Origin of the sequence: Clostridium sp. DFI.5.61, from assembly GCF_024462915.1 — a bacterium.
In the GTDB taxonomy this organism is placed as follows: Bacteria; Bacillota; Clostridia; order Oscillospirales; family Oscillospiraceae; genus Lawsonibacter; species Lawsonibacter asaccharolyticus.
Genome location: NZ_JANGBZ010000008.1, coordinates 67339 through 93041 on the forward strand (window position 1 = coordinate 67339; position 25703 = coordinate 93041).

Consider the following 25703-nt stretch of genomic DNA (forward strand, 5'->3'; position numbering starts at 1 on the left):
AAAGCGGAGGACCAATAGTGGACACCGAAGAATTGATGATCGAATTCTTGAAGCAGAAACAAGTGATTACCTCACTGGAGAAGGACATTCTGGATACCTATCACGAGCTCCAGAAATTCCCCTTCGACGCAAATTCTGCGGAACAGAAAATTATTTCAAACAATATCAATTACCCAAAAATCGCCTTGAAAGTTGCGGCATTACCCAGCACTGTGCAGAAACCCAGGGAGAAGATCACGGAGGTGGATCTGCGATACATTCTCTCCTGTCAGTTAGCTGGACTGGTGGAGCAAGAAAGAGAAGTGATAAAGCATGGCCAATAAGCTGGAGCTGACCTGGGTTGGGAAGGATGAGCCAATTCGTGTGGAACCGCGGCTCTTGATTGAAAACGCCGCCCTCTCTAACACTACCACCGACCCAGGCACACAGAATATGCTGATCCATGGGGACAACTTGCTGGCGCTGAAGGCCCTGGAGAGCAAATATGCCGGACAGGTGAAGTGTATCTATATTGACCCGCCGTATAATACGGGATCAGCATTTGAACACTACGATGATAATCTGGAGCATAGTCAATGGCTGAATTTGATGCGGCCAAGACTAAGCCTTTTATGGGGGCTGCTATCTGATGAAGGTAGCCTTTGGATTAGCATAGATGATGATGAGCAAGCATATATGAAAGTTCTTTGTGACGAACTTTTTGGACGCAGTTCCTTTATTGCTTCTATTATATGGCAAAAGCGAACATCTCCTGATATGCGAGCGATTATTAGTGACGGGCATGATTACATTCTTGTTTATGCTAAAAACAGGGAAATGTTTAAAGAAAATCGAAACAAACTTCCGTTGACTGAGGAACAAGCCAAAGGATACAAGAATCCAGATAATGATCCGCGCGGACCATGGGCATCCTCTGATTTCACCGCCCAGGGTTGGAGACCCAATCAAATGTATCCCATTACTACGCCTTCCGGAAAAATAGTTACTCCGCCCGAAGGGCGGTGTTGGCGACATCTCGAAGATGTCTATAAACAATTACGACAAGAGGGCCGACTTTGGTTCGGTACCGATGGATCTGGTGTTCCACGAAAAAAAACATATCTATCTGAGGCAGGGGGAATTGTACCTTGGACTTGGTGGCCTCATAAAGAAGTTGGTAATAACCAAGAGGCAAAAAAAGAAATAATAGCTCTTTTTGGGGCAGCAAACGCCTTTGATACACCTAAACCAGAAAGATTGATAGAGCGCGTTCTACATATTGCCTCCAACCCTGGTGATCTCGTCCTCGACTCCTTCCTTGGCTCCGGCACTACCGCCGCCGTCGCCCACAAGATGGGGCGGCGGTATATCGGTATTGAAATGGGCGACCACGCCTACACACACTGTAAAGTCCGGCTGGACAAGGTGATCGCCGGCGAGGATCCCGGCGGCATCACTAAGGCCCAGAATTGGCAGGGCGGCGGCGGTTACCGCTTTTACGAACTGGCTCCTACCCTGATCAACAAAGACCCCTTTGACGAGGATATCATCAATGAGGCCTACAATGTGAATATGCTGGCAGCGGCTGTGGCCCTCCATGAGGGATTCCGCTATCAGCCGGACAGCAACTTCTTTTGGAAACAGTCCGTGGGAAGCGAAAACAGCTATCTGTTCGTTACCACCCGGCATATCAATCGGGCTTATCTGGACTCCATCAAGGGTTCTATGGAGGACGGCGAATATCTCATTATCGCCTGTTGTTCCTTCGACAGTGGGCTGGACAAGACCTACGAGAATATCGCCATCAAAAAGATCCCCCAGATGCTCCTGGACCGCTGTGAGTTCGGCAAAGCCGACTACAATTTGAACATTGTCCATCCGCCGGTATATGATGACGACTGGGATGAGGAGGACTGCGATGAGTAATTCTTTCCCTCAATACACCACAGACTACATCAGTGGTGTCATGTCCCTTCGCAAGCCACAGACAGAGTCTCTGAAAATTTTAGAGCAAATTCTCGATCACGTTCCTCTGCGCAAGGGCATGGATTTAGAGGCTGCTCTGGATACAGTGCATAGCCTATTCCCCATCTGTTCAGATTTTGAGCGGGATTTCATGTCTCTCACCTTTGCTTTGGCTACTGGCGTGGGAAAAACGCGGCTGATGGGCGCTTTTATTGCCTATCTTTATACACAGAAGGATATCAAGAATTTTTTCGTTGTCGCCCCGAATACCACCATCTACGAAAAGTTAAAGCGAGATTTGAGCGATGTCAATAGTTCCAAATATGTCTTTCGAGGGTTGGGATGCTTTTCTTCACCGCCGAAGATCATTACGGATGACGACTATCGGGAGAAGAATCTCTCTTTGTTTGACTCCGACGTCCATATTTACATTTATAACATCGATAAGTTCAACAAAGAGGGCGTCGAAATGAAAAAGCTGAATGAAACGGTCGGAGGATCGTTTTATCAGGCTTTGTCCAACCTGCCAGATTTGGTGTTGATCATGGATGAATCCCACCACTACCGCGCTGAGAAAGGGGCGCAGGCTCTCAATGATCTGCATCCGCTGCTGGGCTTGGAATTGACCGCGACGCCTCTTGTTGCCAAGGGGTTAAAGCAGGTTCCCTTCAAGAATGTAGTGTACGAGTATCCGCTCTCCAAAGCGATCGAGGATGGTTATACACGAACTCCCTTTGCTGTAACGCGGACAGATATCGACTTTTACAATTTTGGCGATGAGCAGCTGGATAAGCTGATGTTGACGGATGGAATTGCCTGCCACGAAAATGCCAAGCGGAAGTTGGAGCTCTATGCAGCCAACAACAGTACTCCGGAAAAGCCTGTGCGGGCGGTCAAGCCATTCATGTTGGTGGTCTGCAAAGACACGCATCACGCAGCTCAAGTGGAACAGTTTGTGAAATCGGATGCCTTCCGAGGCGGCTCTTACCGCAATAAAACCCTCGTCATTCACTCCAAGCAAAAAGGTGCGGAGTCGGAGGAAAATATGCGGTTGCTGCTGGATGTGGAGAGCCCGGACAATCCCATTGAAATCGTGATCCATGTCAACATGCTCAAAGAGGGGTGGGATGTCAACAATCTTTATACTATCGTCCCGCTCAGAACAGCGGCATCCAAGATCCTGCGCGAGCAAATGGTAGGGCGTGGCTTGCGATTGCCCTATGGTGAGCGCACCGGAGACCGGAATGTAGATGCGGTAATGCTGACTGCGCATGATAAATTTGCCGATATCCTGGCGGAGGCCCAGAGAGGTGACTCCATCTTCAAAGCCGGAAATGTGATCAAAGCGGAGGAAATCGTACCAGAGCAAGTCACATATACCCAACTGGCCCTGGATTTGGAGCCAGATAAAGCGCTGGATGAAGTTTATCAGAAGACTGGAATTGAGAAAGATGCATCTACGGATGCCCTGCTCAAAAAATCAAAAGATAAAATTCGGAAGGCCGTGACAGATCGGATTCAGTCTGACCCGTCTCATAAAGTAGATCTTGACCAGGCAAAGCACATTGTTGAGGGGGTTCAGGACGAGCTCTCCAAAGATGAAGATTTAGGGAAAGTCTTTGAAAAGAATCGGATGCCCCTTACCGCCTGGATGCTGGATTATACAGAGGAAACCCATCGGGCGGCGCAGGCAAAATTCATTCCTATCCCGCAGATCAAGGTAACGGATGCCGGCGTTGAAGAATATGTGTTTACTGACTTCAATTTGGATCTATCCGACTTTCGGGATGCACCAATCAAAAATGAGCTCCTGCTGCAAAACTTAGAGGACCCACAGGATCGGCAACGTATCAAGGGAGATGCTATCGACTTTGAAGGCTATAACCCCAAGAAAGTGATCCTGGATCGGCTGCGGGAAAAACCCGAAATCGACTACCAGCGGTGCTCAAACTTGCTCTTCAAACTGATCACTCAAGTTTGTGACCATTATGAGACTCAGTATGGGTCCAATGGTATGCAAAACATTGTGATGATGCACAAAATTGATATTGCTGATCGAATCTACAAGCAGATGATGCAGCACTTTTACTGTGAAAATGGTTTCCTGCAGGAAGAAGTCATTGGAAGCCGAAACTATAATCTGCAGCAGAAGTATCAATCTAAAGTGACAGTCGGTTTATTCGATGATTTCACGGAAGATATTCATTCCGTACTCTTTACAGGAATTAAGAGGGGTGTCTTCGAGTCTGCGAAGTTTGACAGCAAAGAGGGGGAACTGACCCTGGCCCGCATCCTGGAAACCGACCCCGATGTGCAGAACTGGTTGCGGCCCCATCCAAAGGAGTTTAACATCACCTATAATCATGGTCACAACTATGAGCCTGACTTCGTTGTGGAGACGGAAGATCGAATTTATTTGGTTGAAGTCAAAGGTGAGGACAAATTGGACGATCCCGATGTGATTGCCAAGAAAAAACGTGGTATCCAGTATTGTGGAGTGGCTTCACGCTGGTGCAAGGCCAACGGCTACAAGGAATGGCGATATGTGTTTATCCCGTCTAAGCAGATATTACCAAACTCTTCTTTCATGCAACTCGTTAGAAAATATCAGGAATTATAATTTTACTTTCATCAGTAAGAATACCTGAGGGCTGGTGGTTTGCGATGGATAGCAGAAAATATATGCTTCTGGTCAACGGCCAGGATAAGACCGACTCCGTCGCCAGCTTCCGTTTTCAGAACGGTATGTGCGAGGTAATCTATGCCAATTCTCCAAAGTCCTATCGCTACCATGCCGAAAAAGTACAGCTTCTGAAGGTACAGAACCGGATTGATCCATCTCAGGTCATCATTACCGTGGACGGAAATCCTCTTTCGCAGGTTGATATGATTCTGGATTTTGGCCCCTTTTACCGTTTTCTCCGAACAGGAAAAAAGGCCCTTACATACCCAAAAGGCCAAGTGGAACTCCAGAAAAACTGCCTGAAGAACCAGGAGCAGGCGGGCGTTTTTGAATACTTCAAAGAAACAGCAGCGGCGGTCAGCCTGGTAGCCGAAGGTGGCCTCAACATCCTGAGCGGCCAGTATGAGCGGATCAAAAGTGTCAGCGACGTAACCGTGCTGTCCTGCTATCTGGATTCTTCCCAAAAGCCCGCAGTGCGGGCGCTCCCTGAGGCAGTCATCTATCCCTTTGGTCTGAACCAAAGCCAGAAAACAGCGGTGGAGAACGCCCTTTCCTCCCAGGTCAGCATCATCCAGGGGCCTCCTGGTACCGGAAAAACACAGACCATTCTGAATATTATCTCCAATGCGGTTCGAAATGGTCAGACGGTAGCTGTTGTCTCCAACAATAACTCCGCCACCTTGAATGTGGCGGAAAAATTGGAGAAGAAGGGGCTCTCGTTTCTGACTGCTTTTCTGGGGAGTCGTGCCAATAAGGAGCATTTTCTGGAGGCACAGACCGGCCAATACCCCGATATGTCCGCTTGGGTTCTGGAGCCGGAGGAGAAGTCACAGCTGGATCAGGAGGTGACCGTCCTCTCTAAAGAACTCAGTGAGATGCTCAACGCGAAAAACCGCATTGCCGCCATTGAGCAGAAACTCCTCCAACTGACGCCGGAACAGCATTATTTTAGTGAGTACTACAACACCTATGCCCAGGCACCAAAGGATGAGGTGAAGGGTCTCTCCTCCCAAAAGATTTTATCCCTGTGGTTAGAGTACGAGCAGCATGCCCAGCAGGAGAGTAAATTGGGTCTGCTCCAAAAGATATCCATTCTCTTTCGCTTCAATCGCAGTGCGCTGAAAGTGTTCCTCCAGACGCCAGAACTGGTGATTCCGTACCTCCAGCGGCAATTCTATGTGGTACATCGACAAGAATTGACGGAAGAGCGGGCTCAACTGGAGGAAAAACTTGAGCAATATGCATTTAACGAAAAGATGGCAGAACTGACGGAAAAGTCTCTGCGGTTGTTCCGTGCGGAGCTGAGTGAAAAATTCTATTGGCAGGAGCCACGTCAATGCTTTGAGATGCGGGATTTTCGCGGAAAGTCCAGGGAATTTAATCGGGAGTATCCAGTGATCTTAAGTACGACCTACTCCATTAAAGGCACACTAAGCTTTGAGCATATTTATGACTACCTGATCGTGGACGAGGCATCCCAGGTAGACCTGGCCACTGGTGTACTGGCTTTTGCCTGTGCTCGTAACATCGTTATTGTGGGAGATCTCCAGCAGCTTCCCAATGTACTGGACAGCAAAAACTTCCAGGACAGCGAGGCAGTCTGGTCGCGGTATTCTCTTCCAGAGATCTACCATTTTTCTGCCCACAGTCTGCTCTCCTCTGCCATTGCCACATGGCCGGAGGCTCCCACGGTTCTCTTGCGGGAACACTATCGCTGCCATCCCAAAATCATCAATTTCTGCAACCAGAAATTCTACGGTGGGAAGCTCATCGTCATGACAGAGGACCATGAAGAGCCGGATGTCCTGACCATGTATCGGACAGCGCCTGGCAACCACGCCCGTGGTCATTTGAACCAAAGACAGATCGACGTGATCCGGCAGGAGGTACTTCCAAGTCTGGCGATACAAGGGTATGGGAGTATCGGCATCATTACACCATACAGAGATCAGGTGGCGGCAATCCAAACACAGCTGGGCAAGGACCTGGAAGTGGCTACCGTCCATAAGTTCCAGGGCCGGGAAAAGGACGCCATCATTCTCACCTCGGTGGATAATGTTATTACCGACTTTGTGGATGACCCCAGAATGCTGAATGTAGCGGTATCCCGGGCAGTAAAGTCTTTAGCTGTCATTACCTCCCAAGATCCAAGGAACGATCGGACTAACTATGGTGATCTGGCCCGCTATATCGAGTACAACAACTGTGCGGTGATCGAGAGTTCGGTCTACTCCGTTTTTGACTTGCTCTATCAGGGGTACGCTGAGCAGCGGCGGGCTTTTCTGAAAAAGCATGGGCGAGTTTCGGAATATGACTCGGAAAATCTTCTCTATGCTGTGATCCAGGATGTTCTCCAGAAGGAAGAGTTTTCTTTTGTGGACTGTGCAGTCCATGTGTCGTTGGTCAATCTGGTGAAAGACTACTCCATGTTGACAGAGGAGGAAACCGCATACGCCCGCAATCCCCTGACCCATGTAGACTTTCTCTTGTTCCGCAGGATGGACAAGTCTCCTCTGCTGGCAGTAGAGGTAGATGGAGTTGCGTTTCATGCTGCAGGAAGCACCCAGGCAGACAGAGATGAAAAGAAAAACCGCATTTTTGATCTGTGCGGTATCCCGCTGTTGCGACTCCGGACAGATGGGAGCGGTGAAAAGGAACGAATTGAGCAGGGGCTGAGGGCAACGATCTCCATAGGCCGATGAATATCAAAGTTCCCTTGACATCACGCTGAGAAGAGGAAACACAAAATGAACGTCATCTGCTTCGGCGATTCCAACACCTACGGCTATGACCCCCGCTCCTATCTGGGTGGCCGCTATGATCCGGACAGCCGATGGGTTGACATCCTGGCTGTGGAAACCGGCTGGAGTGTCTGCAACATGGGTCAGAATGGCCGGGAGATTCCATCTGCGGCCCCCGCCTTCCCTGCTGATACTGATTTGCTGATCGTCATGCTCGGAACCAACGATCTGCTCCAGGGTAGAAGTCCGGAGCAGGCCGCTGAGAGGCTGGAGCGGTTCCTCTCTGGCATCCCCTTGGATCGAAGCAAGATCCTGGTGATCGCCCCGCTGCCGGTGAAGCGAGGCGCGTGGGTGCCGGATCAGCAGCTCATTGACGATTCCCGTACCTTTGCCCGGCTTTGTCAGGCCCTGGCGGAGCAACTTGGCATCCGCTTTGCCGACGCTGGAAAGTGGGACATCCCCTTGGCCTATGATGGCGTACACTTTACGGAGCAGGGGCACAGAGCCTTTGCCGCCGGACTTCTGGAGGAACTCAAATGAAACGAATCCTGCCTGTACTCTTATCTCTTCTGCTGTTGACCGGGTGCGGCGGAAACTCCGCGGATGGCTACCAGCAAATCACTCAGGAGGAGGCCAAAGAGATGATGGACACCCAGGAGGTCATCATCCTGGATGTGCGGGAGCAGGATGAGTACGACAGTGGCCATATCCCCAGCGCAGTGTTGTTGCCAGTGGGAAGCATCGACGAAGACACCGCCGCCGAGGTAATCCCCGAAAAGGATTCCACGGTTCTGGTGTACTGCCATAGCGGGAATCGCAGTAAGACCGCCTCCGCCGTGTTAGCCGGCCTTGGGTACACCAACATCTATGAATTCGGCGGTATCAACACCTGGCCCTATGAGATAGAGTCGTGAGGTACTACCAAGGAAATTGAAGAGCAGTTAAATGACAGGGGTGAGCGCCACAATGTATCTGCTCACTCCTTGTCCCGTTGAATCCAGATCCGAGAGTTTCATTAATCTCGCACCGAGTTTGACCGCTATGGTTTTAGGACGAAAACGAACGCGAGAAAAAATATCCGGTCTCCTCTGAGTATAAGATTGGATGATCCTGGTTGTTCACAATCCTTTCATCTGGTATAATATGTTGCACATTAGTTTGAAAGAGAATTTCTGCCTTAGAAATTTATATGTAACGATACAACGCTAAAAACAGAGGAGAGAGTTTTGTGGATGAAATCATGAAACTTGATGATTCTGGAGAAATTTCAGTTGGTGACACCAACATTCTCGAACTCACCGGTGATCTCCTGGCTGATGCTCGTGCGGATCTGACCAAAGCAACTACGCTGAGTGTCCCCATTGCACAACTGGCCACATTAGGGGCCGGGGTGGCCTCACTGGTTCCTGCACTCAACACGGTAACACAGACGATTAGTTTTGATACATCTGGATTGTATCGCATAGCCAATCAAGCCGTGGGAGACACCTTAAAGATTGCTAAGAATGGGAACTCCTGGGGTGCTTTAAAAACCGCAGATGGTGGTTCAAAGCTTGCCCAGCTTCAGTCTGCCGGCCCCCTAACCGCAACATCTCAGTCAGTCGCCGCCATCAATCCAGCAACTATGATGATGGCCGTGGCCCTGTTCTCCATCGAGCAACAGCTTGGCGAAATTAGTGAGATGCAGAAACAGATTCTATCTTTTCTGGAAATCGAAAAAGAATCTGAAATAGAAGCAGATGTGGAAACCATTTTCAGCATAGCATCCAAGTACAAACTGAACTGGGATAATGAACATTTTGTCGCCAGTAACCACAAGATGGTTCTGGATATCCAGCGCACAGCACGAAAGAACATGCTGAGCTATGAGAAAAAAGTCAGCGATATTGTGAGAGGGAAAAAGCTGATTGTTGCCCATGCGCAGGTAAAATCTGCATTACAAGATTTACTGAAGAAGTTCAAGTACTACCGGCTATCTCTCTACACGTTCTCCATGTCCTCTTTGATGGAAGTTATGCTGGGCGGTAACTTCAACGAGGAATATGTCTCTGGTATCAAAGATGAGATCCGTCAGATGTCCGAGGCCTACCGAGACCTCTTTGCCAGATGCTCTGTATACCTGGAAAACCTAAGCAGCTCATCAATAGAGAAAAATTTTCTGGCTGGTATTGGAACTGCAGGCAAAGCGGTGGGCACATTGATCGGCAATATTCCTGGCATTAAAGAGGGACCAGTGGACGAATTCTTGGTCGACCAGGGTTCACGTATGAAAAAAAGCGCTCATAGTATGCAGGCCCAGTCCATCAAAGAGTTTGCTGAAATCAGCAACCCCCAAACGGGCGTCTTTATTGACCGGCTGGAAGATGTCATACGGATTTTTAATCACACAGATCAAATTTGTTTTGATCGTGAAAATATCTACTTAATGTAAGCAGTACAAAATCTACATCGCCTATACAAAGAATAAGGGACCGACTTTACAAAAGGCGGTCCTTTATTCTTTTTCTTGTCCGTGGTTCAGGAGTTCTTCAGCCACTCCACATATTCCTCCAGGGTGATGACCTCCCGGTCGCATTTCTTTTTCATCTCTCTAGCCTGCTCGCTCCAGGCATAGAACTGCTCGTCGGTGATACGGCCGGCCTTGATCCAGGCAAAGCGCTTCTTGTACTCCTTGCGATAGGCCTTGAACACCGGATCGTCGGACTGCTTCTTGGTCCACTGCTGGAAGGCTCCGGCCTCCCGGCAGGTCTGCTGGCCGGAGGCCACCGGACGCTCACAGTACTCCGCGCTGACCCGGCCGGTCTGGGGGAACCAGCGTCCGCAGTTCTTGCACCGCCGGACAGTGATCCCACGCTCCACGCAGCTGCGCAGGGAGTAGTCAATCATGTCCGAAATGTGGAGGGGATACAGGACCGGCGAACACCGGCCCGGCTCCACCGGTTCAAAGCTGAGGGGGATGGGACGGAAAAAGAACAAGGACGGGTCCTTGGGGGCGTCGTAGAGATAGTGGGCCGATGCCTGCCGCTGGGGATCCCGCCCCGCCTTGTCCACATCCAGAACGAAATCAAAGAACCGCTGCACCTGCCGCTGAGACAGCGGGAGCTGTTCCGGAAGGCCCTGCAGCTCCTCCAGCATCTCCCGGTCCTCCTGTTCACTGACCTGGATGCCCGCTCCCATCCGGGAGAAACGGTCATAGCAGCGCACATACAGAAGTTCCAGATAGATGTGCCGGCTCTTCAACTGACCCAGCTCCGTCATGGCGGCTGTGCCCGCCTCCCGGTCGTCCTCCTGAAGCAAGCGCTCCCAGTTCTCCGCGACCCCGCGGAGCGCCGGAGTCAGCTCCCCGCAGTCCATCTCCAGAAAAGAAAGCAGGCTCTCCAGGAACGGGAGTTCCTTGTAGGTCAAGGGAACGCCCTGGATCCCGTGGCTATCAAATTGGAAAACCTCTTTTTTCTCAGAGAAGTACATCTTGGCATACCACATGTCGGCGTCCCCCAAAATAGACAATTATAAAATGTTATTATAATAGTCTTGACAGCGGCCGGAAATCATGTTACGATACAATCAAAGGCGGGCTGTCAAAATAATTTTATCATAGTCTATCACTGAAAAACCCGATTGTCAATGGGAAACTGGTCCCAAACATTCGGAACGGCACCTTGAAAAATGAATACCCATCACCAGAGACGATACTCACCGGAGAAGTAGCGCCAGGACGTTGTCGCAGAGCACCGACAATTGAGAGTGCCAAGGGGAAGAAAACGCTGTGCTGGTCAAACAAGGCCGCAGGGCAGGAACGGGTATGGTGCATGGCCAGACAGATCCCAAAAGACAGTTCCTGCAAAAAAGACCGCCGAACTGCTGCAACAGTTCAGCGGCCTGCCGCGTTTCGGAAAACACAGCCTGATCTGTGTCCCAGTTTAACAGAGAGACCTCCGAAACGCAAGAAATTTTTCTCTGAATTTGAAACACCGGAGGTACTAATCATTGAAACTGTCTGTCTACAAATCCTACGACGACCTGCCCCTGTTCCTCAACGCCAAGATGGTGGCGCAGGTACTGGGCGTGTCCATCTCCACCGCCTACGAGCTGCTCAACGATCCCATTTTCCCCACGCTGCGTGTGGGGAGCCGTATGGTAGTTCCGAAAGAGAAGTTCATCCAGTGGGCGGAGGGACAGTCGGGAGGTGCCAAGTGAGAAAACAGCACTGGCCCAAGCGGGACCCTATCAAGAACTACTTCCCCCTCCCCAACGAGATCTTCTCCCTGGGACTGTCCGCCGGGGCGATCGCAGTCTACGGATTTCTCCTCCACCGGGAGGACCGGAGGACCTACCAGTGCGTGGCCAGCTACCGGACCATCGGAGAGGCGGTGGGGATGAGCGTCAACACGGTGCGCAAGTATGTGACCGAACTGGAGGATCGTGGTCTGATCCGGACAGAGCGCACCACCGTCACCACCCGGGACGGCCGCACCCTCAACGGCTGTCTGCGTTACTACATCCTGCCCATCCAGATGTCCATCGAACAGTTCTATGAGCGGCAGTTCCACGCAGCTGACCTGGCTCTGGAACGACAGAGAGCGGAACAGCGCATGGCGGCGCTGGAGAGAAAGGGGTGTGCATCCGGATGCTGATGCAGATGATCGACTGCGTAATTGAGCAGGACCCGTCTCTGGCAGCACGGCGCACCATAGACATGCGGCGGTACATTGTCAACCGGTGGAGCCGTACGCACGAAGATCCTATCGACGAAGATGCGGTAGCTCTGTTCCTCTGCGATGAGAGCCGCGGAAACCTGACAGATGAACAAAGAATATTTGCGAAGGAGTGCCGTGAGGAAATCGAGGCCTGCTATCGAAATGCGGTATTCCAGATGTTTCAGTGCGGCGAGATGATGTGCCGGCATCTGGTGTCCGGGCCGGAGGAATACTGCCGGATCTTTCTGCCGCAGCACGCCGTTCCCTGTGGAAAGCGGCTTCCCCCGTGTAACGGCCTGTGAGGGGCTGTGTGCCCTCTTTGGGGGCAGGGCAGAGCCCCTGCCCCACTGGGGGCTTTCAGGGCGGATTTGGCCCGATTTTGGGCGGTGCTTCGGGACAGGGCAAAATGGGGCCCCCGGCGAAGCCCAGCGGAGCGGGTTCGCTGGGGAGAGGCGGAGCAGCGGAATGAGCGAGTTTTCGCCCCTATGGGGCGGAAACGAGGGATGTGGAGCTTGCGACGACGACAAGCAGGAGAAAGCCCTGGCGCTTTTATGGTGCCTGGGCGGTCACTTCCGCCCGCAGTGCGGGCGGTTTCCGGGGTTGAAGTTGGCGCTGTTTCGACCAACCCGATTTGAGATTGGCGCTGTTTTTTTTCAAAAGCCGCCTGAATCTCCGCTGTGACAGGCTTTCAGGCGGCGCTGATGCAATGAGGAGAGAATTTTGAATTTGAAAAAGGAAAATAAGAAACATTCTGTCTGGCTCAGTGAATCCGCCTGGACCGAGGTGGAATCGCGCTACCGGCGAGATAACTGCTCTACCAGAAATGAATTTATCGAAAAGGCCATCCGTTTCTACTCCGGTTACCTGGACGCGGAGTCTGCCGATGCTTACCTGCCCCGAGTCCTCGCCGATGTGCTGGAGGGCAAGCTGGGGGCCCTGGGAAACCGAATGGGACACCTGCTGTTCAAGCTGTCGGTGGACCAAAACCTCATGGGGAATATCCTGGCCGCTGATATAGAGATCGACCCGGATGAGCTGCGAAAGGCCCGGGGCCGGTGCGTCAAAGAAGTGAAGGAGACCAACGGTGAGATCAGCTTCGAAGACACGGTCCGCTACCAAAAGGGGGCTGAGTGATGCCGGGGTTGATCCAGAAGTCGGGCTACATCAGGCAAGGAAACGGCGGCGGTCACTACGCCGAGTACATCGCAACCAGAGAAGGCGTTGAGCTGTTGGAGAGCCCGCCTCCACATCAGAGGAGCGGCTACCTGGAATATATGGCGGAGCGCCCACGCTCCCACGGCCTGTTCTCCGCCGACGGTCCCGCTAATCTGGAGAAAACCATGGAGGAGATCAACGGGCATACCGGGCCGGTGTGGACCTTCGTCTACTCTCTGAAACGGGAGGATGCCCACCGGCTGGGCTACGAGAACAGCGAGAGCTGGCGCAGGTTATTGCTGGCCCATCAGACAGAATTGGCAACAGCGATGAAAATTCCGCCAAGCAATTTTCGTTGGTGTGCCGCCTTCCACGATGAGAAACATCACCCCCACATCCACATGATGGTCTGGTCGACGGATCCAAAGCAGGGGTATCTCACGGAAAAAGGCATCGAAAAAACGCGCTCCCAGCTGTCCAATGAGGTCTTCCGGGACGAGCTGCTGTCCCTGTATCAGCAAAAAGATCTGTCCTACAGCCAAGTGCGGGACGCGGCGATGGAGGCCATGGGGCGGCTCATTCGGGAGATGGAGACAGGTCTGTGTCACAGCACGGTCATCGAAACGCAGATGGAGACGCTGGCTGGGATGCTGGAGGATCACAAGGGCAAAAAGGTCTACGGCTACCTGAAAAAGCCGGCAAAGGCGCAGGTGGACGCCATCGTGGATGAATTGGCCAAGGTTCCAGAGGTGGCAGAGTGCTACGAACAGTGGAATCAACTCCGGGATGAACTGGAGCGTTACTACAAGGATTCACCCAGAGAACACCTGCCTCTCTCACAGCAGAAGGAGTTCAAAACCATCAAGAACATGGTCATCCGGGAGGCGGAGCAGCTCCGGCTCGGTACGTTTACCTTCGAGAATGCCCGCGTGAAAGATGAAGTGGATGAGGACCAGGATGGGGTGTACTTCGCCTGGAACTCCAACTGGCAGATGGCCGAGGTCTACCAGAGCGCCAAGGAGGTACTGGAGGAGTACGAAAATCCAGAGGAGGAAAAAGCGGAGCAGGTGCGGGTGCTGGAACAGCTCTGGCAGAGAGGCTTCCCCCTGGCCGCCTACCAACTGGGCAAGTGCTGGCGGGACGGGCGAGGCGTTCTCCCCGATGACCAGCAGGCGGAACTGTGGTTTCGGCGGGCAGCTGGTGCGGGATATGACTTCGCCCAATACGCGCTGGGGAAGCTTCTGCAAAGCCAAAGCCGAACGGACGAGGCGGTATCCTGGTATGAAAAAGCGGCGGCGCAGGAGAACACCGGCGCCGCCTACCGCCTGGGAAAACTGTATCTTGAGGGGAAAGATGTTCCGAAGGATGTGCCAAAGGCGGTGGCCTATCTCACCGAGTCCGCCGAACAGGGCAACCAGTACGCCCAGTACGCTCTTGGAAAACTGTACCTCACCGGACAGGATGTCAAACAGGACCGGGAGCGGGCCTGGGCGTATTTCTATGAATCGGCGGAACAGGGAAACGAGTACGCCGACTTCTTTCTGGAGCACTTCGATCAGACGCGCAGGCCCAATGTGTTCCTGTCGGCCACCCGACTGCTCCACCATCTGAGTCAGATCTTTCGTGACAACTCGGTGCCCCCCGCCGTCCCGGTAGGACAGCAGGTGGACCGAAAGCTGCGGAGGAAAATCCGGGAAAAGAAGATCGCCATGGGCCACAAGCCGGACGATCATGAGGAAGCTCCCCGGCAGGACATGGGCGGCATGGCCATGGGGTGGTAGCAATCGCCAACGAAACCGCAGTAAAAAATGCTGTTGAATTTTACAGCAGATCGAGGTATACTAAGGGCAAGAAAGGGGCTGAATACCATGCCGAACATCAAACCCATCTCTGATCTGCGTAATTACACGGAGGTTCTGCATGACGTGGCAGTTGGCGCTCCGGTTTTTCTGACGAAGAATGGCCGGGGCCGCTACGCCATCGTGGACATGCAGGACTATGAGCGGACACAGGCCACCCTCCGGCTGATGAACGAGCTGGCCAAGGGCCGCAAGTCCGGGGAGGAAAAGGGCTGGTTGACGCTGGAGGCCGTAGAAAAACATCTCGGAATCGCAGATGAATAACCTGCATTTATCCGACGAGGCGCAGGCTGATTTGGCCGGGATCAAGTCCTATATCGCAAAGAATTTGGAAAATCCCAGCGCAGCGATCTCCACGGTACGGATCATCACAAAGGACATCCGCAGATTGCGGGAGCACAGTCTGATTGGCGCGTCCCTGTCCTCGATTGCCGATGTCGAGAGTGACTATCGTTTCCTGGTGACCGGCAGTTACCTCACTTTTTACAGAGTTCTTGACAACGATGTCTATGTGGATCGTGTGCTCTACGGCCGCCGGGATTATCTTCGCATCCTCTTTGGAGATGTGCGGGACGACGAAACAAACGAATAGAGACAATCTTCTTCATTGGGAGAAACGATTTGTCACCGGAACCGTCTGCAGAGATGCAGGCGGTTTTTTCTATGGCAGGCATATCAAAATCTGAACCGCAATACAAAGATAAAATCCTGCCCGCAGATGATAACTTTCTGAAAATAGTTGCAGTTGGGGGTAGCTATTGGAAGGAAGTTCGGGTATTGTGTGTTGCTGACAAAGGAGGCGGCACACATGAGAGACACACTGGAAAATCTATACTTTGGAAACATCACCCCCAACGATCAGATCGTCAAATCGGGGACTGCCCTGAAAAAGGCCATGGAACAGTCGGCGGAGTGCGAGGAGAAACTCACCGCTCTGTTGGAGGACAAGGAAAAAACATTGCTGCTCCGGCTCATCAACGCGGAGAACGAGATCGGCAGCACCATGGCCCTGGAGAACTTCATCCTGGGCTTCCGTTTAGGAGTACGCATGATCCTGGAGGCCCTGGACGAGGACGACGGCAGTCTGCTCGACCCCAATAAGGAGGAATAGCCTATGGCAAAACGCAGGCCGTCCGGCGACGGCATGGTCCGAAAGCGGGAGGACGGCCGGTGGGAGGGCCGCATCGTGGTGGGCCACAAGAAAAACGGCGAACCCATCTTCCGGTATGTCCTGGCCAAAACCCAGAAGGAACTGCTGGACAAGCTCCACCGGGACCTGGAGGCCTTTCAGGACGTGGAGCTCACCGAGGACAGCCGCATGACTCTGGGCGAGTGGCTGGACCGGTGGATGGAGGACTACGGCGCGGCCACCCTGCGGCCCAACACCCTGCGCAGCTACGAGCAGTTCATCCGGTGCTACATCAAGCCCTATCTGGGGGATAAAATTGTCTCCCGGGTGACCCGCATGGACATACAGAAGCTGTACCGAAAACTGAAACACGAGGGCCGTGTCCGCGAGCACCCGGAATACGGGCACGAGTTGTCGGACACCATGGTGCTCCGCATCCACGCCATGCTCCATCGGTGCCTGAAGAACGCGGAGGCGGCCCATGTGATCGCCCGGAACCCCACCGATGGGGCCGTGGTGCCCAAGGCCAGCTATAAGCCGAAACAAGTCCTCACGAGGGAGCAGATGGAGACATTTCTGACGGCGGTGGACCGCAACGAGATCTGGCGGGACTTCTTCTACACGGAGCTGACTACCGGCCTGCGCCGGGGCGAGATCTGCGGGCTCATGTGGCAGGACTTCGACGAGAAGGCCGGGACACTGAAGATCCTCCGGTCCGTGAACGTTCCCAAGGCCGGGGAGCTGGAGATCGGTGAGACAAAGACCAGTCAAGGCCGGCGGACCATCCGCCTGCCGCCCAGCACCGTCCAGCGGCTGAAGGAGCGGAAAAAACACGCCGTCAGCCAGTGGATCTTCCCGGAACCGCTGGCTCCGGAGAAGCCGGTGCGCCCCAGCGCCGCCTACTACTGGATGAAGCGGATCTTAAAAGAGGCAGGGCTTCCTGCGATCCGATTCCACGATTTACGGCACACGTTTGCCACCCACGCCCTCACCAGCGGCGTAGACGCCAAGACCCTGTCCGGCATTTTGGGCCACACCAACGCCAGCTTCACCCTGGACACCTATACCCACGTGACGCCGGACATGCAGCAGGAGGCCAGCCACATCGTGGGTGACTTTCTGGAAAATCTCCTGGGGAAAGACCTGAAACCGTGGCAGAGAGACACGCCGGAAGGAGGTGCACGCTATGGCTAAGCGCCGGAAAAAGGGCGAGGGCTCCGTCCGCCAGCGAAAGGACGGCCGCTGGGAGGGCCGGGTGGTCATCGGCTACGACGAGAAAGGCCTGCCCAGGACGAAGAATGTCCTGGCCAAAACGAAACGGGAGTGCCAGGAAAAGCTGAAGCAGCTCCGGGAGACGGTGACCGGCTCCAAGACAGAGAAGGTCCGGCCGGAGATGCCCTTCGGGGAGTGGCTGGACTTCTGGTATCAGAACTATGTGAAACCTCAGATCCGCCCCACTACCCAGGCCAACTACGAGGCGAAGATCTATCAGCACATCATCCCGGAGCTGGGGAAGATCCCCCTGAACCAGCTGGCCCAGAAGGACCTCCAGCAGTTCTATGCCCGGATGAAAACGGCTGGACGGCTCATCCGCACAGAGCAGTTCGGCAAGGGCCTCTCCGACTCCATGGTGCGCGGCCTCCACGCCGCCTGCCGGTCTGCTCTGGAGAAGGCGGTGCAGGAGGAACTGATCCGCACCAACCCGGCGGTGGGCTGCAAGCTACCGCCCAAGCGGGGCCGGGAGATGCAGGTCCTTGGCCGGGAGGAGCTCCAGCGGTTCCTCATCCAGGCCCAGGCAGAAGGTTATTTCGAACTGTTTCTTCTGGACTTATGCACCGGCCTGCGCCGGGGCGAACTGCTGGCCCTCCAGTGGGACGACCTGGATTTCAAAACCGGGACCTTGACCGTGAACAAGCGGGTCTACGAGGTAAAGGGACAGCTCCAGGTGAGCGTTCCCAAAACCAAGGCGTCCATTCGCAGACTGGTCCTGCCGCCCGGCGTGGTGGAGGTGCTGCGGCAGTATCAGAAGACGGTGGACTCCCGGTGGATGTTCCCCTCGCCGGTCAAAGAGGACATGTCCATGACGCCAGGGGCGGTGCGCCGGCGGCTCCAGATCATTCTGGAGCGGGCCGGGTGTAAGAGAATCAGATTTCACGATTTACGCCATACCTTTGCCACCCTGTCGCTGGAGAACGGCATGGATGTGAAGACCCTCTCCGCCATGCTGGGCCATGTGTCGGCGGCCACCACCCTGGACATCTACACCCATGTCACCGGGGACATGCAGACCGAGGCGGCGGCCAAAATAGACCGGGGACTGGGCAACGAGGTACAGGAGGAATCTGCGCAGACAGAGCAAAACCCGGCCGCAGACTTCCAGCCGGTGCTGAGAAAGACCCGGAAGCCCGGCACCGGGTGCATCACCCAGATCAATGATCATCTGTTTGAGGGCCGCTACTCCCCCACCTGGCCGGACGGCACCAAGCATTCCAAATGCGTCTACGCTCACACCCGGGAGGAATGTGAGGCGAAGCTGAAGGTGCTGATCCAGCAGATGAACACAGAGCGGCAGGCCTTGCGGGACCATGCACGGGGCATTACTCCGCCGGATAAGCTCACCAAAACCCAAAAGAAGATCTGGATGTACATGAAGTTCCACCCCGATGTGACCAGCTACCGGGCCATCGCCAGAGGCGCCGGGGTGACGAGGCACACGGCGGCGAAGTGGTATGAGATGATGCGGGGGATGCTGGGGTGGACGGCGTAAAAGGCGGCTTAATTATCTATTTTATCAAATTCTCCAATTCATCATCAAAAGTATCATTCTGCCTTGCGGAGCGCCGCCAAATATCGTATGATGAGTACAGGAGATGCCGGGGGAGGTGCTGAAATTGAGTATCCAAGAGGCTCTCATCACGATGTTTACCGACGATCCCATCAACTGGCTCAAATGGGCGGTCGTGTTTGCGGTCCTGATCGGCGGCTATGCCATCGCGGTTCCGCTGTACAAAAAGGCGTCCCACGGCATGAGCTGGGAGCGGAAACGGGACATCGCAAAGAGCAGGGACCACGTCATTAAAGCGTCTCTGGTGGACAAGCACCCCTCCGGCGAGGTATCCCGCCACAACTGGCGCGCCGTCTACCGTTACACGATTGACGGCGAAGAGCGGCAGTATGTTGCCCATTTCAAGCACCCGGCAACGCCGCCCCTGTACCTGTATCTCTATTACATCGATAATCCCGGCAAGCTGTTCTCCTGCGAGGAGTACCACTATGAAAACCACAAGGGGCTGCTCCTGTTTCCAGTCATTTTTCTGCCCTGGATCCTGGCCGGCCTTGCCCTTATTCTCCTGGGCGTAGACCTGTCGGGATTTTAAAATAGACTTGTTTCCCGGACGCTCAAAAGGGGGTGGTATCACATTTTGATACCACCCCTTTTTGTAATAAGTAGGATCTCCCACAGCGATGGATACCGCAATAGCCTGCACTCGCTCCAACATATAAAGAAACTCTATTTATTGAGACAGCAACACCGGTAAATCTCCATATCTGCTATATCTCATCTTTACTATTTAGTTGTCCTCCAATTTAGCGAGGGCAGCGTTAACCTGATATAATCAAGATAATTCTACGTTAATCCGCAAAAATATTGTCACTTCCATACTCTTGTGATATTATTCAAATTAGAAAATTATGTGTTTGTTTGAAAGCGGGGAGTTTTCATGGATCTAAATGTTGAACGATGGTACTCTATGAAAGAAATCGCCGAATATCTTGGAGTTAGTCGTGACACTGTGCTTAATTGGATCGAAAAGCGTAAGATGCCAGCTACTAAAATAGGTCGGCTGTGGAGATTTAAAATCAGCGAAGTTGATGCATGGATGAAATCTGGAGAATCTGTAAAATGATGTCGTTTGAGGTGTGGCATGGGATCAGTAATTGAAAACGCAAAAACTAAAGAAAAGTGTCAAATTTTTACCCCAGATGATATCGTAGAAACTATGCTGGATCATGTAGGATATATTGACTCTTTATACGGCAAAACTATTTTAGAAAATTCATGTGGGAATGGTCAATTTCTAAAAGGAATTGTTAAACGATATATTAATGATTGTAAACGAAAAGGCCTTTCAAGAACTAAAATCAAAAATGGTCTTGGACGCGATATTTTCGGCATAGAACTGGACCCATCATTATATCGAGAATGTATACAAACCCTAAATTCTATTACTGATAGTTTTGGATTAAAAAGAGTTTGTTGGCAAATTAAGCAAGCAGATGCGTTGAGAGAACCTTATTCACTCACATTTGATTTCGTTGTTGGAAACCCTCCCTATGTATCTTATTGGGATTTAGAGAAATCGGAACGTGAATACATCGAGGGAAAATATACCACTTGTCAATATGGTGCTTGGGATTATTCTTATGCATTCCTACAGGATGGTTTTAACCATTTAAATTCCGCAGGGAAAATGGCCTATATTATCCCGAATAGTATTTTCAAAACGAAGTCTGGTCGGAGTATTCGAACGCTTTTGCAACCCTACTTGACAGAAGTCCTCGATTTTACAACTACAAATGTGTTCGAAAAGGTTCTAACCTCTCCAGCTATCATTATTATTGACCGTTCCACGAGAACTGAACAGATTGTATATAAAGATCTTTCTGCGAATCTGGAATCTACCGTAAATCGCGAAACCCTTAATGATGAGTGGCTGTTCGGCTGCCAAGAACAGGCCCCTGGACTGCAACATAAATTTGGTGACTACTTTAGAGTTGCTACAAGTATAGCAACTCAATGCAATAGCGTCTATGTTCTTACCAACTACTCTGATGATGGTGAATATCTGATATGTGAGGGCAGTAAAATCGAAAAAAGCGTTGTTCGAAAAGCTGCAAGTCCAAAGGGAAAAGCTAACGATACTACAGAATATATCATTTTTCCATATTACTATTCCGATGGAATTCTAAAGCACTATGACGAGGTTACCTTCAAGCAAAAATTTCCTTTTGCTTATGCTTATTTAGAAAGCAAAAAAGAAATATTGGATAGGCGCGACGCAGACAAAAACTCCAAGTGGTTTGAGTTTGGTCGTTCTCAAGCGCTTACACATATTAATCAAAAAAAATTGTTAGTTTCGACGGTAATCACCGGAAAAGTGCATGTATATCCGCTGGATATCGAGGATGTTCCCTATTCTGGAATATTTATTACCATTAGAGACTGTGCTGATAAATTACCTTTGACAGAAGCAATGACAATTTTAAATAGCTCAGAGTTTTTGAAATATCTTCAGCCGCGAGGAATAAGTGCCAAGGGAAAATCAATCCGAATTACGACGAAAAATATATCCGATTATTGTTGGTAAAAATTTTGCCGTGGAGGTATCTTATATGGAGAAAATGAAGTATAAAATGTCTTCTCGAGCAACTATATTGCTTGGCAGAGAAAGTGTATCACGGGTTGATGGTGCCATAATTGAACTGGTAAAGAACACATACGATGCAGATGCTGGGTTTTGTTTTATCTGTTTTGATGTTGAACATGATCACATTTATATTTTAGATAATGGTTCTGGGATGACAAAAGGCATCATCGAGTCTTGTTGGATGCTTATTGGAACAGATAACAAGCGTGTGGAATACTTGTCTGCAAAGAATCGCATTAAATCAGGCGAAAAAGGAATCGGACGTTTTGCGCTTGATAGGCTTGGCAGTAAATGCAGAATGTACACTAAGCATGACAGTGAAAGCTTAATCTGTTGGGAAACTGATTGGAGTAGTTTTGAAAAGTCGGGACAGATTATCGATGATGTGGAGGCAAATTTCTCCTACTGCCCGGAACGGCAATTCGAAGATATTATTCCCATTGAAATTAAAAAGGCTATTGCACAATATACAGAAGAAGACCACAGCAATCAGTTTTCCTTGAAGAGCGGGACCCTTTTTTCAATTTCCGAACTACGCGACAAGTGGAGTGATCGTGAAAAGGAAAAAGTTATAGATGTCTTAGGATATCTTATTCCTCCTGTTGAACAACAAAACTATGCAATTATTATTCAAAGAAGTCTGAATTCAGCGGCATTTAAAGTGGACAATGAAGTTACTGATGACTATGACTACAAAGTTCGTGCACATTTTGACGGAAAGAAAGTAACGGCCACGGTTTTTAGAAATGAATTTGATTTAAATATCATTCCAAAAGAATTATTTAGACAGCCTGCGTTTAGCTTGGAGCCATACCGTTTAGAAGATTTTTCTAAAGAGTATTTTGAAATAACACGAACTATTTCAGAACTTACGGGAAACGACAGTTCTGCATATGCAAATATGTGTGAAAGCGTAGGGCCCTTTGATTTCCAATTTGTCTTTATGAAATTGTCAAACCGGGGCGAGGGACCGTATTATTACAAGGCCGTAAGTAGAAAACGAAAAATATGGATGGAGAATCATGGCGGACTAAAAATCTATCGTGACAATTTTCTTGTTCGTCCGTATGGTGATCCTACATCAAAATCTTTTGATTGGCTTGGGCTGGATGCGCGAAAAGGTGTCAACCCAGTAGCTATTTCTGACAAATCCGAACAATGGCATGTTAATAACTCACAATTGCAAGGTACAGTTTTAATTTCGCGAGTATACAACGCTTCCATTTTAGATAAATCAAGCAGAGAAGGAATCATTGAAAATGAATTCTTTGATACCCTTTCATCATTGTTGATTGCTATTATTTCAATTTTTGAAAAGGATCGAGCGCATATTGTCAAAAATATAAAACAGTATAACGATCAGCAGAATCAAAGAGAACGGGCAAAAGAAGAGGCCGCTGGCATTGCTAAGACAATATTAGGAAAAAAGAATAAGAGGTCTAAAGAAAAAGATGCAGACACAGCCAGCGATACGGAAAAACTTGCTACAGCAGTCCAAATTTATCAAGAAGAGCGTGAAGAACTAATCTCTGAGATAAAATTACTTCGAGCTTTGGCTACAAATGGACTTATGACAACAACTATGGTGCACGATTTGAAGAGTATCAATGCATTATTAGTTTCCCGAGTCCGCGGATTTAAGCTGGCAATTAGGCAAAACGATACATTGCAAATTCAGAGGAATCTGGATGACTTAAAGACAAATGATGAATTTCTGAAATCTTGGATTACAGTAATCACAACTCAAACCAAAAAAGACCGCCGAAGAAGATTGAAAACAGATATCTATAAAGTGCTGTCAGAATCTCTTAAGCTGATCTCTCCAATTCTTAACAGGAAGATGGTTGAAGTCCAGTTTGCCACCGACGGTGGAGAAGCATATAAAAAGATTTTTGCCACAGATTTTGATAGTATTATTTACAATTTAGTTATTAATTCTATTGAATCTTTTGAAGAGACCAAGATTTCCGAGAGACAAATTACAATTAGAGTTGAATCAGATGATGATAGCTTAACGGTGCATTACTCTGACAATGGACATGGTTTAACAGAAGCATTTAAGAAAAACCCTTATAGTATTTTTGAGTATGGTACTACAAGTAAATTTGACGCCGAAGGAAATGCAGTAGGAACCGGCCTTGGGATGTACATAGTAGCGTCGAGCATAAATGAATACAAGGGCAGGTATACTATTACGAAGGTTGAGGATGGTTTTGGACTGGACATTACTATTCCTTTGTCTGAGGAGGGGCGTTAGATATGCAAGAGCAATATAAAATCGGGATTATCGATGATGATCAATCAAAAGTAACTCAAATGATTACGATGATTCGGCTTTGCTGTAATGATGAGGAGGGGCATCCTATTAAGGAAAAATATGCAAACTATGAGTTAATCCCCATAGAACTTTCCCTTTTGGATAATACCGACGATATGGTAGAGCAAATTGTCGAAAAAAGATTAGATGCTGTGATTATTGATTATAAGCTTTCCTCACAAAAGGCTGTGTCCTATTCAGGAGTATCTTTAGCCAAAGAACTATGTTTGCGGTTGTATGGATTTCCCATTTTCGTACTGACTACCTATAAAGATGATCTGTTTGATCATGAACTATTTGATTCATATCTTGTGTTCGATTTTGCGCGCTATATTGCGGAAAATGAAGAAAGAGTCGAACTTAATTCAAAGTTGATTGAGCAAATCAAAAAGCATCGAGCGGAGATGGAGAATTGGAAAGAAGAGCTGGAATCGTTGTTGCCTCGTGCGGGTGAGTCGGCAACTGTTGACGAACGTATTCTTGAATTGGACTCCAAAATTGAACGAAGCATTGATGGCCGTGCGGCTATTTCAGTCCCCATTAAGCAAGGGTTTGTAGCCGAAAAGATAAATGAACTAATTTCCAAAATTGATCAAATAATAGAAAGCGAATGATACTATGCTTAGAGAGAAACGGCCAATTAGAAGTTATCATGGAGAGGTGTTTCGTACAAATAGGACAAATAAGAAGCACCTCTCAGCAGATTTTGGGCATCGTTGCGCCTACTGTGATGATTTAGATGAATATGGTGGCGGATACCGCGCATATCATGTCGAGCATTTTGCACCCAAAGAAAAATTCCCTGAATTACGTTATGATTATGACAACTTACTTTATGCTTGTCCATGGTGTAACCGGGCAAAATGGGATATATGGCCAAGTGATAATTCTAAAATAAATGTTGTAGATTCTGAAGGCTTTATTGATCCATGTACTGAAGAATATGATAAACATCTCATACGGCTTCCAGACGGATCAATATCTGGAATCACACCACTTGGCAAATATATGAGAAAGACGCTTCAATTGTACTTAAAACGTCACGAAATTATACATAATTTGGACAAACTCAAACGAAAAAGAGATGAACTCAAAAACAGTGTTGCAAAGGACAAACTTCAAGGTAAGGAATGTAGAAAAAAAGAAGCAGCTCTACAGTTAATTACAGAAAGTTTCTTTGAATACTTTAATTTGTGGGAAAAAATTTCCCAGGAATCGGCTTAATTTTTGAAAGTAGGATGACGATTCCGGGGTGTCATATCGTGTCTCTTAGTAGCATGAAGACAACAAGGAACTTTATAACCACAATCTTTTCTAATGCTACGATAAGAGTTACTAAATTTCTATCTTTGACCACATGTTGAAAGAATGTGCAGTTTGCTTTTTCTCTTTTCTGAATGAATAATGGTGGAGGACAGCCAGAAACTCCATTTATGAAGGAAATTCAGAACAAATCCGCAAAAATGATTTGACCACATTTGAGGCTTTATTTATGCAAAACGCCAAACAAATTATTGTCGAAAAAGTTATAAAAACCGCCTCAAAACCGATGTTTTGAGGCGGTTTTTGGTCCGAGTGGGGAGACTCGAACTCCCGGCATCTTGCTCCCAAAGCAAGCGCGCTACCAACTGCGCTACACCCGGATAATTTGATTTTCCTGTATGGAGTCGGTGCTCTGCAGATAAAGACTGCTTCTGTTTCATAGTATAATATAAACGAGAAAAGATTGCAAGTATTCTTTTCTTATGT

General features: G+C 49.8%; 24 protein-coding genes and 1 tRNA gene. 23 read left to right on the plus strand and 2 right to left on the minus strand.

Annotated elements, in window-relative coordinates:
• The first annotated feature begins 17 nt into the window (after positions 1 to 17).
• The 7 genes from NE584_RS06195 to NE584_RS06225 all read left to right on the plus strand — a co-directional run bounded on the left by NE584_RS06195 (position 18) and on the right by NE584_RS06225 (position 9799).
• On the plus strand, positions 18 to 323 hold the full coding sequence (locus tag NE584_RS06195) for a hypothetical protein (protein ID WP_256182218.1): 306 nt from the start codon (positions 18 to 20) through the stop codon (positions 321 to 323).
• Positions 313 to 1905: a site-specific DNA-methyltransferase gene (locus NE584_RS06200; protein WP_256182220.1), complete on the plus strand. Its 1593-nt coding sequence runs from the start codon at positions 313 to 315 to the stop codon at positions 1903 to 1905. Before NE584_RS06195 ends, NE584_RS06200 begins: the two co-directional genes overlap by 11 nt.
• Positions 1898 to 4564 carry a DEAD/DEAH box helicase family protein gene (locus NE584_RS06205; protein WP_256182221.1) on the plus strand — a complete coding sequence of 889 codons (2667 nt, stop codon included), beginning with the start codon at positions 1898 to 1900 and terminating at the stop codon, positions 4562 to 4564. The genes NE584_RS06200 and NE584_RS06205 overlap by 8 nt, the downstream gene beginning before the upstream one ends.
• A gap of 44 nt (positions 4565 to 4608) precedes the next feature.
• Complete coding sequence (locus tag NE584_RS06210; protein WP_256182222.1) at positions 4609 to 7329, plus strand: AAA domain-containing protein; 2721 nt, start codon at positions 4609 to 4611, stop codon at positions 7327 to 7329.
• A 45-nt stretch (positions 7330 to 7374) separates the two neighbouring features.
• Positions 7375 to 7908, plus strand: coding sequence for a GDSL-type esterase/lipase family protein (locus NE584_RS06215; protein ID WP_256182223.1), 534 nt, complete (start codon positions 7375 to 7377; stop codon positions 7906 to 7908).
• The gene (locus NE584_RS06220; RefSeq protein WP_256182224.1) at positions 7905 to 8282 is read left to right on the plus strand and encodes a rhodanese-like domain-containing protein; all 378 of its coding nucleotides are present in this window, start codon (positions 7905 to 7907) and stop codon (positions 8280 to 8282) included. Before NE584_RS06215 ends, NE584_RS06220 begins: the two co-directional genes overlap by 4 nt.
• Before the next feature lie 314 nt (positions 8283 to 8596).
• Positions 8597 to 9799 carry a hypothetical protein gene (locus NE584_RS06225; RefSeq protein WP_256182225.1) on the plus strand — a complete coding sequence of 401 codons (1203 nt, stop codon included), beginning with the start codon at positions 8597 to 8599 and terminating at the stop codon, positions 9797 to 9799.
• Positions 9800 to 9885: 86 nt separating this feature from the next.
• On the opposite strand, the gene NE584_RS06230 is transcribed toward NE584_RS06225, so the two are convergent.
• Positions 9886 to 10851: a DUF6076 domain-containing protein gene (locus tag NE584_RS06230; RefSeq protein WP_256182226.1), complete on the minus strand. Its 966-nt coding sequence runs from the start codon at positions 10849 to 10851 to the stop codon at positions 9886 to 9888.
• A 504-nt stretch (positions 10852 to 11355) separates the two neighbouring features.
• Between NE584_RS06230 and NE584_RS06235 the strand changes: the two genes are divergently transcribed.
• From NE584_RS06235 to NE584_RS06310, 16 genes are all read left to right on the plus strand, one after another.
• Entirely contained in the window at positions 11356 to 11565 is a 210-nt protein-coding gene (locus NE584_RS06235) for an AlpA family transcriptional regulator (RefSeq protein ID WP_256182227.1), read from the plus strand.
• Positions 11562 to 12002, plus strand: a complete 441-nt coding sequence (locus tag NE584_RS06240) for a helix-turn-helix domain-containing protein (protein ID WP_256182230.1) — start codon at positions 11562 to 11564, stop codon at positions 12000 to 12002. The genes NE584_RS06235 and NE584_RS06240 overlap by 4 nt, the downstream gene beginning before the upstream one ends.
• A complete protein-coding gene (locus NE584_RS06245) occupies positions 11996 to 12367 on the plus strand; it encodes a hypothetical protein (RefSeq protein WP_256182231.1) in 372 nt (123 codons plus the stop codon). The genes NE584_RS06240 and NE584_RS06245 overlap by 7 nt, the downstream gene beginning before the upstream one ends.
• A gap of 424 nt (positions 12368 to 12791) precedes the next feature.
• Complete coding sequence (locus NE584_RS06250) at positions 12792 to 13199, plus strand: hypothetical protein (protein ID WP_256182233.1); 408 nt, start codon at positions 12792 to 12794, stop codon at positions 13197 to 13199.
• Complete coding sequence (mobP3, locus tag NE584_RS06255; protein WP_256182234.1) at positions 13199 to 15001, plus strand: MobP3 family relaxase; 1803 nt, start codon at positions 13199 to 13201, stop codon at positions 14999 to 15001. The genes NE584_RS06250 and mobP3 overlap by 1 nt, the downstream gene beginning before the upstream one ends.
• 87 nt (positions 15002 to 15088) lie before the next feature.
• On the plus strand, positions 15089 to 15343 hold the full coding sequence (locus NE584_RS06260) for a type II toxin-antitoxin system prevent-host-death family antitoxin (protein ID WP_009260451.1): 255 nt from the start codon (positions 15089 to 15091) through the stop codon (positions 15341 to 15343).
• Positions 15336 to 15671, plus strand: a complete 336-nt coding sequence (locus tag NE584_RS06265; RefSeq protein WP_256182236.1) for a type II toxin-antitoxin system mRNA interferase toxin, RelE/StbE family — start codon at positions 15336 to 15338, stop codon at positions 15669 to 15671. The genes NE584_RS06260 and NE584_RS06265 overlap by 8 nt, the downstream gene beginning before the upstream one ends.
• Positions 15672 to 15887: 216 nt before the next feature.
• Positions 15888 to 16190, plus strand: a complete 303-nt coding sequence (locus tag NE584_RS06270; RefSeq protein WP_087397577.1) for a DUF6809 family protein — start codon at positions 15888 to 15890, stop codon at positions 16188 to 16190.
• A 3-nt stretch (positions 16191 to 16193) separates the two neighbouring features.
• Positions 16194 to 17402: a site-specific integrase gene (locus NE584_RS06275; protein ID WP_256182238.1), complete on the plus strand. Its 1209-nt coding sequence runs from the start codon at positions 16194 to 16196 to the stop codon at positions 17400 to 17402.
• The gene (locus tag NE584_RS06280) at positions 17395 to 18975 is read left to right on the plus strand and encodes a site-specific integrase (protein ID WP_256182241.1); all 1581 of its coding nucleotides are present in this window, start codon (positions 17395 to 17397) and stop codon (positions 18973 to 18975) included. Before NE584_RS06275 ends, NE584_RS06280 begins: the two co-directional genes overlap by 8 nt.
• Before the next feature lie 115 nt (positions 18976 to 19090).
• The gene (locus tag NE584_RS06285) at positions 19091 to 19585 is read left to right on the plus strand and encodes a hypothetical protein (RefSeq protein ID WP_256182252.1); all 495 of its coding nucleotides are present in this window, start codon (positions 19091 to 19093) and stop codon (positions 19583 to 19585) included.
• A gap of 345 nt (positions 19586 to 19930) precedes the next feature.
• On the plus strand, positions 19931 to 20116 hold the full coding sequence (locus NE584_RS06290; protein ID WP_256182254.1) for an excisionase family DNA-binding protein: 186 nt from the start codon (positions 19931 to 19933) through the stop codon (positions 20114 to 20116).
• Positions 20117 to 20134: 18 nt separating this feature from the next.
• Entirely contained in the window at positions 20135 to 21577 is a 1443-nt protein-coding gene (locus tag NE584_RS06295; RefSeq protein WP_256182256.1) for a class I SAM-dependent DNA methyltransferase, read from the plus strand.
• 25 nt (positions 21578 to 21602) lie between these two features.
• Positions 21603 to 23894 carry a sensor histidine kinase gene (locus tag NE584_RS06300; protein WP_256182258.1) on the plus strand — a complete coding sequence of 764 codons (2292 nt, stop codon included), beginning with the start codon at positions 21603 to 21605 and terminating at the stop codon, positions 23892 to 23894.
• 2 nt (positions 23895 to 23896) lie between these two features.
• Entirely contained in the window at positions 23897 to 24568 is a 672-nt protein-coding gene (locus NE584_RS06305; protein ID WP_256182260.1) for a hypothetical protein, read from the plus strand.
• 4 nt (positions 24569 to 24572) lie between these two features.
• Positions 24573 to 25178 (plus strand): HNH endonuclease, encoded by a 606-nt coding sequence (locus NE584_RS06310; protein WP_256182261.1) that lies wholly within the window; start codon positions 24573 to 24575, stop codon positions 25176 to 25178.
• 343 nt (positions 25179 to 25521) lie between these two features.
• Here the strand turns inward: NE584_RS06310 and NE584_RS06315 are convergent.
• Positions 25522 to 25597, minus strand: a tRNA-Pro gene (locus tag NE584_RS06315).
• Between the last annotated feature and the right edge of the window lie 106 nt (positions 25598 to 25703).

Coding starts and splice junctions, on each gene's coding strand:
- NE584_RS06270 (WP_087397577.1), top strand. CDS start 15,888: ATGAGAGACACACTGGAAAATCTATACTTTGGAAACATCACCCCCAAC.
- mobP3 (WP_256182234.1), top strand. CDS start 13,199: ATGCCGGGGTTGATCCAGAAGTCGGGCTACATCAGGCAAGGAAACGGC.
- NE584_RS06220 (WP_256182224.1), top strand. CDS start 7,905: ATGAAACGAATCCTGCCTGTACTCTTATCTCTTCTGCTGTTGACCGGG.
- NE584_RS06295 (WP_256182256.1), top strand. CDS start 20,135: ATGGGATCAGTAATTGAAAACGCAAAAACTAAAGAAAAGTGTCAAATT.
- NE584_RS06300 (WP_256182258.1), top strand. CDS start 21,603: ATGGAGAAAATGAAGTATAAAATGTCTTCTCGAGCAACTATATTGCTT.
- NE584_RS06215 (WP_256182223.1), top strand. CDS start 7,375: ATGAACGTCATCTGCTTCGGCGATTCCAACACCTACGGCTATGACCCC.
- NE584_RS06290 (WP_256182254.1), top strand. CDS start 19,931: ATGGATCTAAATGTTGAACGATGGTACTCTATGAAAGAAATCGCCGAA.
- NE584_RS06205 (WP_256182221.1), top strand. CDS start 1,898: ATGAGTAATTCTTTCCCTCAATACACCACAGACTACATCAGTGGTGTC.
- NE584_RS06210 (WP_256182222.1), top strand. CDS start 4,609: ATGGATAGCAGAAAATATATGCTTCTGGTCAACGGCCAGGATAAGACC.
- NE584_RS06245 (WP_256182231.1), top strand. CDS start 11,996: ATGCTGATGCAGATGATCGACTGCGTAATTGAGCAGGACCCGTCTCTG.
- NE584_RS06260 (WP_009260451.1), top strand. CDS start 15,089: ATGCCGAACATCAAACCCATCTCTGATCTGCGTAATTACACGGAGGTT.
- NE584_RS06280 (WP_256182241.1), top strand. CDS start 17,395: ATGGCTAAGCGCCGGAAAAAGGGCGAGGGCTCCGTCCGCCAGCGAAAG.
- NE584_RS06310 (WP_256182261.1), top strand. CDS start 24,573: ATGCTTAGAGAGAAACGGCCAATTAGAAGTTATCATGGAGAGGTGTTT.
- NE584_RS06265 (WP_256182236.1), top strand. CDS start 15,336: ATGAATAACCTGCATTTATCCGACGAGGCGCAGGCTGATTTGGCCGGG.
- NE584_RS06200 (WP_256182220.1), top strand. CDS start 313: ATGGCCAATAAGCTGGAGCTGACCTGGGTTGGGAAGGATGAGCCAATT.
- NE584_RS06230 (WP_256182226.1), bottom strand. CDS start 10,851: ATGTGGTATGCCAAGATGTACTTCTCTGAGAAAAAAGAGGTTTTCCAA.
- NE584_RS06305 (WP_256182260.1), top strand. CDS start 23,897: ATGCAAGAGCAATATAAAATCGGGATTATCGATGATGATCAATCAAAA.
- NE584_RS06275 (WP_256182238.1), top strand. CDS start 16,194: ATGGCAAAACGCAGGCCGTCCGGCGACGGCATGGTCCGAAAGCGGGAG.